Consider the following 15,157-nt stretch of genomic DNA (forward strand, 5'->3'; position numbering starts at 1 on the left):
TGCTGAAAGCCAAGAAACCTATCTTGTGGCTGCGCTCCCCACAGTTAGTGGTGGCGAAATTGGGCGCAAAAACGACGGGCGCGCCGTGGCGCGGGGCAGCTCAAGAAACTGAGGGGCAGCGAACAGGTGCATGAGGCACTTGATGACCCAGCCGACTCATATTCAATTCGGCGAATTGGCAGACCCAGCTGGACTAGGTTTTCGCTATCAATCGTCCTGCCGCATGCACCATTCTTTCCCGGGGAACAGAAATACTGAAATCGAGCCAGTGAATGACGTTGTAATAGGCCTGATCCGCAGACATGTACTTTTCAAGAAACTGCTGAGTCTTACGTCGCGGAAAAATGCAGGCGAACTTCAGAGAAGTTACCCTCCGCACCTCCTCATTTTCCGAACGCAAAAGAGACATAATTATTCTATTACTCAGATGTAAAAATACGTCATCTGGAATCAATGCAACGAGACGTGCAAGCAGGGACGCTGGCATCGAAAAAACCAATAGATCTTCGAGCCTATCCCCCCCAAGAGAATATAATGCGCGCGCTGCCTCTTCCTCTCTTGGATTTGAATCGACAAGCAATATTCCTTTAAACATACCGCTATAATCCGGACGCTCTAGCAGCTCAATGATCAATGGAATATCACACCATTCTCCGCAATCAGCCAAATACTGCAGATCGAACGATGAATATTCGATCTTACTGTCTGAGAGGATTGATCTCACAAGCGTCAGATCAGCCGGATTTCGTTGGTTGCATATAATATTCAATGCTTCACGCGTGAATTTTCCGCATAGAAATGGCCCAAGATTCCGAGCACTCTCCACTAGATCGGTTGCACTACCATGCAACTTGGCTAGATCATCAATCACCGCATTGAAGCGGGTCTTGAATTGATCGCTGACCGCGTTGCGCAAGTCATCACCGCGAGTCTGGAAATCACGCCGCGCGAGGCTAAAATAGGAATCTAAATCAAGAAATTCAGAGCGCTCTTGTTCTTCGAGCTGCGCAGTTGGGAGCGCATCAAAGTACTGCTTTCTATAACGTTCAAAATAATACTCTCCCACCATATCTTTTCGACTCATTGCCAACAAACCTCTCGCTGTTTGCGTCTTGTCGTTGCGCACGAGTAAAGCGCTGGCTTGAGCTAAGGAAAATGGCCGTCCAGTTGCAATTAGCGCCTGCATGGCCTCGTGACGAACTTCTGCATCGTCATCCTCTAGCAAGAGTTCGCTCATACTGACAGTAAGCGCTTTTCGACTGCGCAGCAGCTTGGCTCCGAATGCCCGAACTAATGAACATCGATGATTCAAACTGCGTAGCAAGATGTCGTTGTCGAATTCAGTCTCATCTTCAAAAAGCATATTGAGAAGATCTCGCGCTACTGCACTCGGTTGCAATGTAATAAGTACATTCAGTGCAGCGCTTCTGTTTTCACGCAGAGTGATTCGCACAATGGCATCAACCGCAGCGCCGGCCGTTTGGGTCTCATTCCTTGCGAACTCTTCCTGAATAGTAGGAAGGTCTGATGTCTTACCACATGCACCTAGATACCCCAGTGCTGCAACTTTCAACGTACTTTCAGCGCGCTCGGATAGCCAAAAGCGAATAAAATCTTTTCGCCCAAACTCCTTCTCTTCGGCTATTGGTTCGCAAATTAAGCTCATTGCTTTTAATGCGCGAATCCGCCGATCAGTAGGTCCAACAACGGAACAGATGGGCAGCCTATTACCCCTAAATCCATTGACTGCCTTAAGCCAGTGCCAAAGCGGTACGTTGGCGTCATCGGAGTGATCAAGCCCAGCATCAAGTAACTTCAGAAGCTCACGACGACCAAAGGGAAATTTGGCCCGAGCTTTATAGAGGAGGTTTGCGTCGTGTGTTCCCAGCGAATGCTGATCGTTCGAGTGCGTTGCTGAAATACTTGCAAGTAGTCTGACTCGTGCAACTTCTTCAGGCGAAAGAGCCTGTCCATCAGGCACATTTTCAATAGCGGCGGCAAAATCGCCGAGGAAGAGTGCTCCCTCTACGGCGTTCGGAGTTATCGAATCAGATTTTGAATCTTTTTGCAAAGACTCTTGGTCTTGCTCAACCAAAGGTGCTTGATCCTTTTCGGATGCGGTTGCCTTTTCTTCTGCATTTAGTCCAATTACGTAGCCTTGAATGCACTTACGAAATTTCGTTTCGAAATCTCGTGCGTCAGTGAATGTGCCGGCCAAGAGCTTTCTCTCAGCGAAAACCTGATTCTTAAATTTTTGGACTTGGGAGAGATGAATACCGGGGTCAGCGAGGGACGCTGCATCAATTTCCTTAAGCAAAAGGCTGATCGCAGGTCGACCTTCTTTTTCGTGCCGAGCCATGGCTCGATAGAACTCTTCCTCAAATCCCGACGTGTAAGGCTCCGTGCCGGGAGGCGTGCCCCACCGCTTCCAAAGCATCCCCACAAAGAAGTCACATCCGTCAAGGTCACGATTAATAATCTCCTGTGGTCGGCCCAAGCCTGGCAGGGTGTCTTCCCAGCCAACAAGTTCAACTTGATACCCAAGCGCTTCTGCTAACTGGCTATTGAACTCGTCGACGATGGTTCTCGCAGTTTTACGTTCATCAACCAGGTCGCCCGGGGAAGCCAGAAATACCTTGACAATTTTTCTTGTGATCGCCATTGCACTCTCTGAATAAGAATTGAGACTCACTGGAACTTGCACCGCAGTCGTCACCGAGTCGAATACCGGACAGCAGAGATGGGCGCTCAACCGGAGCACCTTCTCTATGTGTAAATAGCTTGGGACACCTGCTGTACAGAGGCTCGGGGAAGAGCTTTCGATAGATGCTATCAAACGACGTCTGGACAGCTACACGCGGAGGTAGGAATCTGGATAGCTGAGCTCACAAGCCGTGCATTCCAAAGGACGACGAAAGTGTGCAAGCGGGATAGCAGCAATCATGACCTCGTGGCTCTTGGAGGGCTTGGCGGGTCTTTCGACGAAACGCGCGCTGGTGAACATTTGCGCTGGCTTTCACAACCCCAAAGGATGGTGATTCGGTTAGGTTTGTAGGCTTTGAAGGGTTTACCGACCGTCGAAGCGCGAGCAAGTGTTTTGCGCAAAGAACCGGCCTGCATCCCGCCGGAACCTGCACCAAATCAAATCCGAGACACCCTAGACGCCATCTGCAAAACCTTCCAGGTGGTCGCCACTTGGTGGGGTTTGTAGGCTTTGGAGGGTTTACCGACCGTCGAAGCGCGAGCAAGTGTTTTGCGCAAAGAACCGGCCTGCATCCCGCCGGAACCTGCACCAAATCAAATCCGAGACACCCGGAGACGCCATCGCCCAACCTTCCGGGTGGCCGCCGCTTGGTGGGGTTTGTAGGCTTTGGAGGGTTTACCGACCGTCGAAGCGCGAGCAAGTGTTTTGCCCAAGACACCGACCTGCCCCCTGCTCGAACCCATACCAATTCAATTTTGAGATACCCGAAAAGAACTACCTACAAAGCCTACAAACTGGTCTTCATTGGTGGGTTTGTAGGTAGTTGATTCCAAGTATTTCTAGTTTGAAAAAGGTTCTTTCCGTTACGTCACAGGCTCCGGAGCCACCCGGCCCACGGCCTCAAAAGTCCGCCGATTCCCGACAGTGAAAGCGGCCCTGCAGCGCCCCGCAAGCCCGCGTCAGGCTTGGCGGTGCACCCAGGCGGCAACCCCGACGAAATCAACACATGAAGCGAGCAGGCGCGGCGGGGTCTCGACAGCGCGCCAGGGCATTTGGTCGTCTTGCACGGCGGCTGGGCTGGCAACCGACCACCGACCACCGACCACCGACCACCGGCCGCAGCGCGGCTGCGGGTGGCAGGTGCAGGCGCAGCATCGGCGCGCGCCCGCTTAGAACGGGGCGGTGTGGCTCAGCCCTTGCGGGCGCCTGCGGCGTGCAGGTAGTCAGCCCACCACTGCATCAGCTTCGTGCGGTCGGCCATGTACGTGGTGCGGTGGTATGCGGCCCGTATCTCGTTGCGCTCCTTGTGCGCGAGCTGCCGCTCTATCACGTCGGGGTTCCATCCGTGTTCGTTGGCCACGGTCGAGAACAGGGCGCGGAAGCCATGGGCCGTGGCCATGGTCTTGTAGCCCATGCGGGCCAGGGCTGAATTGAAGGTGTTCTCGCTCAGTGGCTTGCTGGGGTAGTAGGGACTGGGGAACACCAGCTCGCGGCCGCCGCTGATGGCGTCGATCTTGTCCAGCACTTCGAGGGCCTGCTGGGACAGGGGCACGCGGTGTTCCTCGCGCATCTTCATGCGTTCGGCCGGGATGGTCCACAGCGCTGCCTTGAGGTCGAATTCAGCCCAGCGCGCGCCCCGCACTTCGCCCGGCCTGCATGCAGTGAGCATCAGCAGCCGCAGGCCCAGCACGATGGCGGGCGCGCCCTCATAGGCGGCGAGCCTTCGCATGAACTCGGGCAGCTCTTTCTCGGACAACGCGGCGCGGTGCTGCACAGTGCGCGGCTTGAGGATTTCAGAGGGCACCAGATCGAGCATGGGGTTGCTGTCGATGCGCTGGTGTGTGACGGCCCAGCGGTAGATGGCCTTCACCCGCTGCAGCACGCGGCCGGCCTGGTCGGCCGCACCGCGCGCCTCGATGGCCTTTACTGCCTCCATTACGTCGCGCGCCTTCAACGTGGCCATGGGCCTTGAACCCAGCGCCGGAAAAATGTCGTTCTCCAGCGATGCCTGAATGCGGCCCATCGTCACGGGCTCCCAGCGGCCGCGCTGGTGCTCCAGCCAGTCGCGGGCCACCACCTCCAGCGTGTTGCGGCTTTCGTGGATGACCCGCGCCTTTTCCTCCTTGCGGGCTTCGCCTGGGTCTTGGTTATCTTGCAGCAGGCGGCGGGCCTTGGTGGCCGCTTCACGTGCTGCCTTCAATGTCACGTCCGGGTAGACGCCGAAGGCGAGGCGCTTTTCCTTCCCGGCGAAACGGTACTTCATGCGCCAGTAGCGCCCGCCCGCCTTGGTGACTTCAAGATAGAGGCCCAGGCCGTCTGAATGTTTGCCGGGCTCGGTGAGGGTGCGTAGCTTCGTGTCGGTGAGTTTCAAGGGGCACCAGAAATGGCAGGGGGCACAAGTGGGGGCACATTCTGTCACCTCACAGCATGAATCTAGAGCCCATGCGGCCTAGCGGCCAGAATTTGATAGCTGTCGAGACGCAAACCCTCTCGCCAGTGAGCAAGTGCTCTTCTTACGCGCTCGTCTCGGATCACTGGCAAGTAGTTGCAATCAAAGCCATAGCGCCCGCCTGCAATCATTGCCGCTTCTTGTTTTGACTCAGAGTAGAGGACAGCGTGGCTGCCCGCTACGTAGCCGCCAACGTCAACGTAGCCGCGCTTAAACCAACCGAGTATTGACGCGAAGCGAAGGATCTTTGCAATCACTTCGTTTTCACTACCGGGGTGACACCGCATGGTTATTGCAGGTGTACTACGGCGACCATTCCGATCTCGAACACCACGCAGGAATATGTCGTCTCCATCGTAAATTATGTGGACGTCATCCTCGGGCCAAGCTATCGAGGCATAACACGCAGCCGTCAACCAGCCTCGCGCAATACCGTAGTGAGACTCCGCTTCAGCGCCAAACTCATGTTGCACATAAGGACCATGTTTCATAGGGCTAATCACTAACGTGAGGAGAGGTATTGACGATTTTTCGATGCCAATGTACAGGCTCAATCGCCTTCTTGGACCTTCCCATACAGCATGGTTAACACCCGCAACTACGCAGTATGGTGAATCCTGCGCGCAACGCGACCAAAAGCGCACGGTAACTGTTGCCCATCAAGAAAATCTGCCTACCACTGCATCAACTTCGTCCGGTCCGCCATGTACGTGGTCCGGTGATACGCGGCCCGGATTTCGTTTTGCTCCCGGTGCGCGAGCTGCCTCTCGATGACATCGGGATTCCATCCGTGTTCGTTGGCCACAGTCGAGAACAAGGCCCTGAACCCGTGGGCCGTGGCGATGCTCTTGTAGCCCATGCGCGCGAGCGCTGAGTTGAAGGTGTTCTCGCTCAGTGGCTTGCTGGGGTAGTAGGGGCTGGGGAACACCAGCTCGCGGCCGCCGCTGATGGCCTCGATCTTGGCCAGCACGTCGAGGGCCTGTTTGGACAGGGGCACGCGGTGTTCCTCGCGCATCTTCATGCGCTCTGCGGGGATGGTCCACAGCGCCGCCTTGCGGTCGAACTCCACCCAGCGCGCGCCACGCACTTCCCCGGGCCTGCAGGCCGTGAGCATGAGCATGAGCATGCGCAGGCCCAGCACGATGCTCGGGGCCCCGTCATAGGCAGCGAGCTTGCGCATGAACTCGGGCAGCTCTTTTTCCGCCAGGGCGGCCCGGTGTTGGACCGTGCGGGGTTTGAGAATTTCCGAGGGCACCAGATCGAGCATGGGGCTGGTCTCGATGCGCTGGTGCGTGACGGCCCAGCGGTAGATGGCCTTCACGCGCTGCAGCACTCGGCCGGCCTGATCGGCCGCGCCGCGTGCTTCCACCTGTTTGACTGCATCCATGACGTCCCGGGCTTTCAGGCTGGCCATGGGGCGCGAACCCAGCGCGGGAAAGATATCGTTTTCGAGTGAGGCCTGTATGCGGCCCATGGTGACCGGCTCCCAACGGGCTGACTGGTGTTCGATCCAGTCGCGGGCCATGGCTTCGAGGGTGTTGCGGTTTTCGTGGACGACCCGGGCCTTTTGCTCCTTGCGGGCCTCCCCGGGTCTTGGTTGTCCTGAAGGAGCTTGCGGGCCTTGCTGGCGGACTCCCTGGCTATCTTCAGGCTGATGTCGGGGTGCACGCCAAAGGCCAGGCGCTTTTCTTTTCCGGCGAAGCGGTACTTCATGCGCCAGTAGCGCCCGCCAGCCTTGGTGATTTCGAGATACAGGCCCAAGCCCTCGGCGTGTGTGCTTCCTAGAAGTGAGTATTCATGCGACTTGGTGGGCAGAATGTGAGAGCCGTCGAAACCACGAGCCCCCTCGTGAATCAACGGCTTACGCCCAACGATCCGTTCCCGGTGACATTGTGGGAGCACCACGGTACGGCAGTGAGATCGACCCGTAACTCCCACAGATGCAGCCCGCTTGCGCCTGCCCTCACCGCTTGACCGGCCCCGCGCCTACGGGCATTGAGACGGCGCTCCTTCCCCCAGCCCGCCATGGATTCATGCGGCGTTGTCTGACAGAAGCAGGCCGTCAGCCCCCGTACGATTGCTCCGTCGCCCTCCTCTGCGACAACCCTCCCCTCCTTGCCTTGAGCAAGTTAAAGCCCGCTGAGTGCGGGCTTTTTTTTCTTCCGGGTTTCATGGGCAAAATCGAACCCATGGCAGCCCAGAACATTGTTGACCTCCCCCCTTATCGCCCAGGCATGCTGGATGTATTCCGCCGCCTCTCGAACGCGTTCCGCACCCACTGGCGTGACCACGAAAACAAGTACCCCCAGAAGATCATCCTCACAGCCCAGCAGGCAGAGGACTTGTACATCACCCGATGCTATGGCGCCGTTGCGGACCAGAATCGGAAGGAGCCACCTCCCAAGAGTGAGTTCTGGAGCCGTCCGATTGAGATTTCCGATTCCACGGCAGGCGTGGTGGTCGCTCATGACGGGACGGAAATGCCGCTCTCGGCTTTCGACCAGATGCCGCCAGCTCGAACCTAGGCACGCGGGCGCCGCACCGTTCGTCATCGGGCAGAATCCGGCCAGGAGCGGACCTGGCGTTGCGCCAGTCGATCCGGATGGCTCATCTGTTCATGTGCTGATTCGTTAGTGGAGGCGATTTTGACCCCAGCTGATTTCCACGGCCGCAAAGAGCTTCACGCCAGTTGCCATTGCGGCGCAGTGAAGTTCACTTTGCTGTTGACCGATGGATTGCGCAGCGCGCGCCGGTGCAACTGCTCGTACTGCGGCATGCGGGGCGCGGTAGCAGTCTCTGTCAACCTGGATGACGTTCATGTGCATGCGGGTGAGGACAAACTGACGCTCTATCAATTCAACACCGGACAGGCCAAGCACTATTTCTGCTCCGTGTGCGGGATATACACCTTTCACTCCCGGCGTTCCGTGCCCACGCAGTATGGTGTGAACGTCGCCTGCATCGATGGGCTCAGCCCGTTCGACTTTGACGAGGTGCCTGTGCTGGAAGGTCGCAGCCATCCAAAAGATCGTCCGGGCGGCGTGCCGACTACCGCGGGCTGGATCACTTACCGCGCCAACTCCGATCACCACAGCTGAAGGCCTGCCCCTGCATCAGCCGCCTGGCAGCTGACAGCCCGCCATTCTTCGAGAGCGGGGCCGCTCCCTGCCGCGGTCTACGGTGCAAGATTGCTTTAGGCCTCACCGTACGCATGGCGTCGCCCACACCCAGCGTCACAGTCGCCCGAAGAGAGGCATGTGCCCTGGTTGCCGAGATACAAGCGCCGTCAGGGCTGCGCAGGCTTGGTGGAGCCGGCCCCCTCGCTCAGGCGGAGCGCCAGCGGCGGCTATCGGCTCACATCCTCGGCGGCTTGCCGACCGGGTCATCGTCCTCGTTCTCAACTTCGCCCTGGTAGGGATCTGGACCGGAGCCATCGGGCAGCTGCGGTGTTGGTGGCAGGGTCGGCGGTTCGGTGCTGGGCGGCAGATCGCCCGGGGGCAGAGGAAATTCCTCGGGGACTCGGTGGGCGGGGTGTTCGTTGGGGTCTGTGGCCATGGTGCGCTCCTTGGGCAGAAAGCCCATTGGGCGCCGTACCGTGGCCTGCTGCCGTAGGAGGCGGGCCACAAACCAAGCCCGCCAGAGGATGCACTCCGATGGGAGAGCCGTAGCTGAAAGCACCACGCGCCAGGCCGGATGCCGTGCTCGACCCGGCCCATCGCGCGCATTTGAACCCGGACACTCGCAACCAAGGCACGGCCCCAGGCGTGAAAGACGTCCGGGCGGGGGCCGATCTTGGATCACCGCGCCCTGCTTCCGGCCACGAAGGCGTCCTCTAAGATAGCCGCGTGTCCACACCGCCACCATCCCCTCCTCTGCCCGCCGCTTCCTTTTCAGAGCCTTCCGCCAGCGTGCTGGCGCAAGCGCTCGGGTTGCCCGTCTTCACATCGCCCTGGCACACGCCGCACTACCCTGATGGTGCCGTGGGCCCCTGGCGGATCAGGCGTGGCGGCGTCGGGCTGGACTGCGGCTACCACAGCGGCCCGTGTGTCGCCTCGGGTTCAGCCGTGCTGATGCGCGAGAACGGCGAGGGCGGGTGGGACACCTGGATGTCGCTCTCGCCCATGGAAATCGAAAGCCAGGAGCTGCCCTTGCGCCATGTCCGCGGCCACGTCGTCGTGATGGGGCTGGGCATGGGCTGGGTTGCGGCCAACATGGCGCTGCAGCCGGCGGTGGACCGCGTGACGGTGGTCGAGCGGGACCAGGACGTGCTGCAGCTGTTTGGCCTGTGCCGTGTGCTGGAGGGGCTGCCCGATGCCGCCGCGCGCAAGGTGGCACTGGTTCAGTCCGATGCGCTGCAATGGCAACCCCAGGGCGCGCCCGTCGATTTTCTGCATGCCGACATCTGGCTCGGGCTGGCAGAGCCCCAGGCCCTGGCGGATGTGCAGCGCATGCAGTCGAACGTGCACGCGCAGCAGGTGTACTTCTGGGGCCAGGAACTGGTGCTGGGGAAGATGGCCCGCCGCCAGGCAGAACCTGGAACCCCGCAGTGGGCCCCGGCAGTCGGGCACGCGGTGCGAGAGACGGGCTTGCCCTTGCTGGCGCACGCCGAGCCCGGCTATGCCGAACTGGTGGCGCGTGTGCTGCAGTGGCGCGAAGGCCGGGGTTCGGCCACCGGGTGACCGGCGGGCAGGCAGGCCCACCGCAGGCCACCCATCTCCTGGGGCGTGGTCGTCATTTGAGCCACTTGCGCCGGGCACGCGGCTGGACGGTGATGTCCACGGTCTGGTGCACGGCGGGTTTGCCTCTGGCGGTATCGGTTTCCACGACGTCTTCCAGGTCGATGTCCTTGACATCGGAATCGGTGGTTTCTTCGAGGTCTTCCAGGATGGCGCTGACCTTGCGTTCAGCCTCGTCGACTTCGGATTGGGGCAGCGGGGGAATGCGCATGGGCGACTCCTGTAGGGGCTGTGGTGGGTATATCGATCGGTGCAGCGTCCAGCGGACGGCCACCGCTCCTGCCCCCGGCGCGGGGCCGCGCCCGGGCGGGCATCGGGGATGCCAGCGTGCCATCCCTCCATGGCTTCCACGGTAGAAAAGGCGGCGGCGCGATGACGTAGGCCGCCGCGAGGTTCGGGTGTGGGAATCGCGGTAGCACAACCCAGGCATCGCCCGCGCCGGGCCGCCATCGGGTGGGCAAGGGATCGGAGAGAGGGGCCGCGCCCGCCAGACTGGAGCCTGTCCGCGACGGAACCGTCGCGGCGGGCATCGCCCGCCGTGTCAGGCCGGATGCGGCGCGGCGTGCCCCGGTGCGGCGGACCGCCCCGCCGTGAACGCGCTTCCCATCGACGCCGCCACGATGCAGCCGATGGCCAGCCATTGCAGCAGGCTCAGGTGCTCGTCCAGCAGGCCCACGGCCAGCACGGCGGCCACGGCGGGCTCCATGCTGATCATGATGCCGAAAGCCTCCTTGGGCAGGCGCTTGAGCGCCATCATCTCCAGCGAGATCGGAATGGCGCTGGAGACCGCCGCCACCGCCACCCCGATGAGCAGCAAGGCCGGCGACAGCAGCGCAGCGCCCGCATGCGCCACGCCCACCGGCACCACCACCAGCGCCGCCACCAGAAGACCCAGCGATACCGAATGCCCCGCGTGCAGGTGCCCGGCGCGCTTGCCGAACACGATGTACAGCGCCCAGAACACGGCCGCGCCCAGGGCATACAGCACCCCCACCGGGTCCAGCGTGCTGCCGTTGAGCCCCAGCGGCAGCAGCATGCCCAGCCCGGCCATCGCCAGGGCCACCCACACGAAATCCACCGCGCGGCGCGACGACCAGATGGCCACCGCCAGGGGCCCCGAGAACTCGATGGCCACGGCCAGGCCAAACGGCAGCGTGCGCAGCGACATGTAGAACATCAGGTTCATCCCCCCGAGCGCCGCGCCATAGCAGGCAAGGGCTGCGGCATCCGCGCGCGACAGCCGCCAGCGCCACGGCCGCCACAGCAGCAGCACCAGCACGGCGGAAAAACCCACGCGCAAGGCGGTCGTGCCCTGCGCGCCCACGGCGGGAAACAGCAGCTGCTTGGCCCAGGACGTGCCAATGCCCAGGGCGGTGACGGAGCCCAGAACAGCCAGGAAGGGAAAGAATCGTTGAAAGCGCGACGCGGTCATGGGTAAAAATATAGTTCGACCCGTGCGTGCTTTTTTCTCTTATTTCGGGCCGTGCACGCAACTTTCGCTCGCTGCTTGAGAGGATTCCATGCCCACCCCGCCCCCGCTCGACCGCTTCGACCTCGCGATCCTGGACATCCTGCAGACCGACAACACCACGCCCCAGCGGGTGATTGCGCAGGCGGTGAACCTGTCGGCGCCCGCCGTGCAGCGGCGCATCCGGCGGCTGCACGACAGCGGCGTCATCCGCGCCAACGTGGCCGTGCTCGACCCGGTGAAAGTGGGCATGCCGCTGACCATCGTGCTGGAGGTGCACCTGGAGAACGAGCGCCCCGACCGCACCGCCCCGCTGCGCGCGCGCATCGCGGCCGAGGGCGCGGTGCAGCAGTGCTACAGCGTGACGGGGGAGGCCGACTACCTGCTGGTGGTCACCGTGGCGTCGATGGCGGACTACGAGGCCCTGACGCAGCGGCTGTTCGAGGGGGATGACAATGTGCGGCGCTTTCGCACCTCGGTGGCACTGGGCAGCCTCAAGTCGGGGCTGCGGGTGCCGCTGGACAAGGCGCTGGCCTGACTGGTCACAGCCCTAGCGCCCGCCGCATCTGCTTGCCGCTCAGCCGCTGGCGCGGGCCGCCGAGCAGTTCGCACATGCGCGCGTTGAGCGGTGCCTGTGCCCCATGCTGCGCCGCCAGCCGCACCACCGCGCCGCTGAGCGCATCGATCTCGGTCACGCGCCCGGCTTCCAGGTCGTCCCACATCGACGAGCGCGCCTTGGCGTCGATCTGCAGCATGCGTTTGGCCAGCCGGGTGAACAGCCAGTTGGGCAGGCGCAGCACATGGGGCAGCAGCGTGGGCGACACGGCGGTGACCTGGGCGGGGGTGATGCCCGCGCGCGCCATCACGCGCAGCGCCTCGGTCTGCAGGGCGGCGAAGACGCGGCGGCAGTCGCGGTCGAGCAGTTCCTGCCGCAAGGGCAGGTCCGACAGCGCATTGACCGGGTTGTTCAGGTTGAGCAGCAGCTTGCCCCACTGCACCGCGCGGATGTCGGCGGGCAGCACGGTGGCCAGGCCCGCCGCATCGAACACCGGCGCGATGCGCTCGGTGGCGGCGTCGCGCTGCAGCTGCAGATGCCCCGCGGTGGCGCGGTGCACCTGGGCGCCACGCAGCACCACGTTGTACGGCACCATGCCCGCCAGCACGTTCAGGCCGGGGGCCAGCGCCGCCACGCAGGCCACGTTGTCCACGCCGTTCTGCAGCGAGATGACGGGGGTGCCGGCCGCGCAGGCCGCCGCCAGTTCGCGCGCGGCGGACTCGGTGGCGCCGCTCTTGACGCACAGCAGGATGATGCTGTCGGCACCGGGGGCGGCGTCGGCCAGCGTGGAGGCCAGCCGCAGCGCAGACACGGGCACGGTGCGGTCGAACCCGTCCAGGTCCGTCACCTTCAAGCCCTGCTGGGCGATGGGCTCCAGCGCATGCGGGCGCCCCACCAGGCAGACCGGCTGGCCGTGCGCTGCCAGGCGCCCCCCCACATAACAGCCAATGGCGCCTGCGCCGAGAACGATGAAGTGCATGCGGGTGCTTCCTTGGGCAATGGGAGACAGGGGCGCCACAGTGGGTGCGGCGCCTGCGCATTGTGCGGCGGCGCGCCCACGGGGCCTGGCGCAGAGGCGACGGTGTCTGCGGACACCTCCAGCCTTCAGATTTTGAGTGTTTTTGGCCTCCAGCGCTTATCCATCAAGCGCCAAAAGCTATTAAATTTGAAGCACCATCAGCCCATGGCGCCTGCGTCCAGGGGGGTTGCCGCCAGCAGACCTGCACCAAACCGCACGGTCACCAGCAAGCCGCCCAGGCGCGGCGAGGCCCCCAGTTGCACGGTGGCGCCATGGCCTTGCGCGATGGCCTGCACGATGGCCAGGCCCAGGCCGCTGCCGGGAGCGCCATCGGCGGTTTCGCGCACAAAACGCTGCATCACGCGCTCGCGGTGTTCGGGGGCGATGCCCGGGCCGCTGTCTTCCACCGTGAGCACGGCATGGCCGTTGTCGGCGCGCACCTGCAGGTCCACCCGGCCGCCGGGCGGAGTGTATTTGATGGCGTTGTCGAGCAGGTTGCGCGCCAGCATGCGCAGGGCCTCGGCGTTGCCGGGCACGGTGGCGGCGTCGGAATCGAGCAGGCCCACATCCATGCCGCGCACCTGGGCGGCGGGGGCCACGTCGGCCAGGGCCAGCTGGGCCACGGCGCGCAGGTCCACGGGGTCGGTGGCGGCCGTTCCGGCCTCTTGCCGGGCGAGGGTGAGCAGTTGCTCCACCAGGCGCGTGGCACGGTCGATGCCGGCGGACAGGCGTTCGATGGCGGCGGCGCGCGCCACATCGTCGCCCGCGCGCTGCAGGCCCTGCAGCTGCAGGCGCAGCGCGGCCAGGGGCGAGCGCAGCTCGTGCGCCGCATCGGCCACAAAGTGCTGCTGGGCGGTGAAGGCGCGCTGCACGCGTTCGAACAGCAGGTTGAGTTCGCTCACCAGCGGCTGCACTTCGTCGGGCAGCTGCGCGTCGCTCACCGGCGAGAGGTCGTCGGCCTGCCGCTGGGCCAGCTGCCGGCGCACACGCTCCACCGGGGCCAGCGAGCGGCTCACGCCCCACCACACGGCCAGCACCAGCAGCGGCGCCATGATGGCCAGCGGCGCCAGCGTGCGCAGCGCCAGGCTGCGGGCCATGTCGCGCCGCGCGGCCATGTTCTGCGCCACCTGGATGACCTGCGAGCGCGTCTGCATCGAAAACACCCGGTAGGTGCCGCCGCGCGCCTGCACGTCGGTGAAGCCCAGCACGGCGATCTGCGGCAGGGCCGCGCCCACGGCCGATTCAAAGATGCGCAGGCCCTCGTTGGTCCACACCTGCACGATGAATTCGTGGTTCTCGTCCTCGGGGTCCAGGCCCGGCCCCAGGTCCTGCGCATCCACCGGCAGGCCCGAACGCAGGGCCAGCGCGGTCTGCTGCATGTGGTAATCGAACAGCGCATCGGCCTCGGCCAGCGCGCCCCGGTAGGCCAGCGCGCCCTGCACCGCCCCGGCCAGCACGATGGCCGCGAGCAGAAACACCAGCAGCCGCATGCGCAAGGATCGGGGAAGCAGCCCCTGGAGGGCCTGGGTGAGCTTGCGGGTCATGCCTTGGGTACGAGATAGCCGACGCCGCGCACGTTGAGCAGCACCTCCGCGCCGAGCTTCTTGCGCAGGCCGTGGATGTAGACCTCCACCGCGTTGCTGCTCACCTCGTCGCCCCAGCCGTAGAGCTTGTCTTCGAGCTGCTGGCGCGACAGCACCATGCCAGGCCGGGCGATGAGCGGCTCCAGCACCGCCCATTCGCGCGCCGAGAGCACGACGGGAACACCCTGCACCGTGGCCTCGCGCGTGGCGGGGTTGATGCACACGCCCTTGTGCTCGTACACCGGCTCGGCCCGCCCGGCGGCGCGGCGCAGCAGCGCGCGGATGCGGGCGAGCAGCTCGTCCAGGTCATAGGGCTTGAGCACGTAGTCGTCGGCCCCGGCGTCGAGCCCTTCGATGCGCTGCGCCACGGCGTCGCGCGCGGTGGCCACCAGCACGGGGGTGCGGTTCTTGCGGGCCCGCAGGTCGCGCAGCACGGCCAGGCCGTCGCGCTTGGGCAGGCCCAGGTCCAGCAGCACAAGGTCGTAGGGCTGGGTGCGCAAGGCGGTGTCGGCCGCATCACCGTCGCGCGCCCAGTCCACGGCGTAGTGCTCGGCGCGCAGCAGGTCCTGCACGGCTTCGCCGATCATGGGGTCGTCTTCAACAAGCAGGAGGCGCATGGCAATGGGTTCAATGGATCGAGGGG

At 63.1% G+C, this 15,157-nt stretch carries 13 protein-coding genes and 1 pseudogene; 4 read left to right on the forward strand and 10 right to left on the reverse strand.

Features of this window, described 5'->3' with window-relative positions; translation table 11 throughout:
- Positions 1–193: 193 nt before the first annotated feature.
- From ACAM51_RS08415 to ACAM51_RS08430, 4 genes and pseudogenes are all read right to left on the reverse strand, one after another.
- Entirely contained in the window at positions 194–2,662 is a 2,469-nt protein-coding gene (locus tag ACAM51_RS08415) for a DUF4062 domain-containing protein (RefSeq protein ID WP_369643280.1), read from the reverse strand.
- Between the two features lie 1,231 nt (positions 2,663–3,893).
- Positions 3,894–5,075 (reverse strand): tyrosine-type recombinase/integrase, encoded by a 1,182-nt coding sequence (locus ACAM51_RS08420; RefSeq protein WP_369643281.1) that lies wholly within the window; start codon positions 5,073–5,075, stop codon positions 3,894–3,896.
- Between the two features lie 751 nt (positions 5,076–5,826).
- A complete protein-coding gene (locus ACAM51_RS08425; RefSeq protein ID WP_369643282.1) occupies positions 5,827–6,678 on the reverse strand; it encodes a tyrosine-type recombinase/integrase in 852 nt (283 codons plus the stop codon).
- A gap of 116 nt (positions 6,679–6,794) precedes the next feature.
- A pseudogene (locus ACAM51_RS08430) lies at positions 6,795–7,091 on the reverse strand (Arm DNA-binding domain-containing protein); the annotation flags it as partial.
- 251 nt (positions 7,092–7,342) lie between these two features.
- Between ACAM51_RS08430 and ACAM51_RS08435 the strand changes: the two are divergent.
- On the forward strand, positions 7,343–7,678 hold the full coding sequence (locus tag ACAM51_RS08435; protein ID WP_218295990.1) for a hypothetical protein: 336 nt from the start codon (positions 7,343–7,345) through the stop codon (positions 7,676–7,678).
- A 120-nt stretch (positions 7,679–7,798) separates the two neighbouring features.
- Entirely contained in the window at positions 7,799–8,251 is a 453-nt protein-coding gene (locus ACAM51_RS08440; RefSeq protein ID WP_369643283.1) for a GFA family protein, read from the forward strand.
- Between the two features lie 256 nt (positions 8,252–8,507).
- On the opposite strand, the gene ACAM51_RS08445 is transcribed toward ACAM51_RS08440, so the two are convergent.
- On the reverse strand, positions 8,508–8,708 hold the full coding sequence (locus ACAM51_RS08445; RefSeq protein ID WP_369643284.1) for a hypothetical protein: 201 nt from the start codon (positions 8,706–8,708) through the stop codon (positions 8,508–8,510).
- A gap of 290 nt (positions 8,709–8,998) precedes the next feature.
- On the opposite strand from ACAM51_RS08445, the gene ACAM51_RS08450 reads away from it, so the two are divergent.
- Positions 8,999–9,832 carry a hypothetical protein gene (locus ACAM51_RS08450; RefSeq protein ID WP_369643285.1) on the forward strand — a complete coding sequence of 278 codons (834 nt, stop codon included), beginning with the start codon at positions 8,999–9,001 and terminating at the stop codon, positions 9,830–9,832.
- Positions 9,833–9,884: 52 nt separating this feature from the next.
- On the opposite strand, the gene ACAM51_RS08455 is transcribed toward ACAM51_RS08450, so the two are convergent.
- Together ACAM51_RS08455 and ACAM51_RS08460 are read right to left on the reverse strand one after the other, a co-directional pair.
- Positions 9,885–10,100 carry a hypothetical protein gene (locus tag ACAM51_RS08455; protein ID WP_369643286.1) on the reverse strand — a complete coding sequence of 72 codons (216 nt, stop codon included), beginning with the start codon at positions 10,098–10,100 and terminating at the stop codon, positions 9,885–9,887.
- Between the two features lie 330 nt (positions 10,101–10,430).
- On the reverse strand, positions 10,431–11,321 hold the full coding sequence (locus ACAM51_RS08460) for an EamA family transporter (RefSeq protein WP_218295994.1): 891 nt from the start codon (positions 11,319–11,321) through the stop codon (positions 10,431–10,433).
- An 88-nt stretch (positions 11,322–11,409) separates the two neighbouring features.
- On the opposite strand from ACAM51_RS08460, the gene ACAM51_RS08465 reads away from it, so the two are divergent.
- On the forward strand, positions 11,410–11,895 hold the full coding sequence (locus tag ACAM51_RS08465) for an Lrp/AsnC family transcriptional regulator (RefSeq protein WP_218339647.1): 486 nt from the start codon (positions 11,410–11,412) through the stop codon (positions 11,893–11,895).
- Positions 11,896–11,899: 4 nt separating this feature from the next.
- Here ACAM51_RS08465 and ACAM51_RS08470 read toward each other — a convergent pair whose 3' ends face one another.
- The 3 genes from ACAM51_RS08470 to ACAM51_RS08480 all read right to left on the reverse strand — a co-directional run bounded on the left by ACAM51_RS08470 (position 11,900) and on the right by ACAM51_RS08480 (position 15,131).
- Positions 11,900–12,892, reverse strand: a complete 993-nt coding sequence (locus ACAM51_RS08470; RefSeq protein WP_369643287.1) for a 2-dehydropantoate 2-reductase — start codon at positions 12,890–12,892, stop codon at positions 11,900–11,902.
- A gap of 197 nt (positions 12,893–13,089) precedes the next feature.
- Complete coding sequence (locus ACAM51_RS08475) at positions 13,090–14,475, reverse strand: ATP-binding protein (RefSeq protein ID WP_369643288.1); 1,386 nt, start codon at positions 14,473–14,475, stop codon at positions 13,090–13,092.
- Positions 14,472–15,131: a response regulator transcription factor gene (locus ACAM51_RS08480; RefSeq protein WP_218295998.1), complete on the reverse strand. Its 660-nt coding sequence runs from the start codon at positions 15,129–15,131 to the stop codon at positions 14,472–14,474. Before ACAM51_RS08480 ends, ACAM51_RS08475 begins: the two co-directional genes overlap by 4 nt.
- Positions 15,132–15,157: the final 26 nt, after the last annotated feature.

The sequence above is a fragment of the Acidovorax sp. A79 genome, assembly GCF_041154505.1.
Lineage (GTDB): Bacteria > Pseudomonadota > Gammaproteobacteria > Burkholderiales > Burkholderiaceae_C > Acidovorax.